Below are 427 nucleotides of genomic sequence, written 5' to 3'. Positions count from 1 at the left end.
GGCGCGCGACGTCCGTCCCGGGCAATTCGTCTCCCAACGCCGGCTGGTCGAACTCACGGGACTGACGCTCGGCGCCATCAGGGAGCTCATCCCGCGTCTGGAGGCGGAGGGGCTGATCAAGACGGTGCCGCAGCGCGGCCTGCAGATTGCCCATATCGACCTCAACCTGATCCGCGAAGCGTTCCAGCTTCGCCTGTTTCTTGAGAAGGAGGCCGTCGCCCTGTTCACGCAGACGGCCACCGACGCGACCGTTGCGGCCATGCTCGCCGAGCATCGCGACATCGTCGCGGCAATCGAGGGCGGCAACGCATCGCATGAGCTCGAAGTCCATGCCCAAGCGGTCGACTGGGGCATGCACGACGCCTTTATCGACGCGCTCGGCAACACGATCATTTCCAACGCCTACCGCGTCAACTCGATCAAGATG

At 64.6% G+C, this 427-nt stretch carries 1 protein-coding gene; it reads left to right on the top strand.

All coding sequences use genetic code 11. The features are described from left to right. Positions 1 to 427 (top strand): GntR family transcriptional regulator (locus AC1DIX_RS27945; protein WP_477328616.1); only part of this gene is annotated, 427 nt, incomplete at both ends.

Source organism: Massilia sp. 05N420 (assembly GCF_056397205.1).
This window is presented reverse-complemented; position numbering and strand designations above follow the sequence as displayed.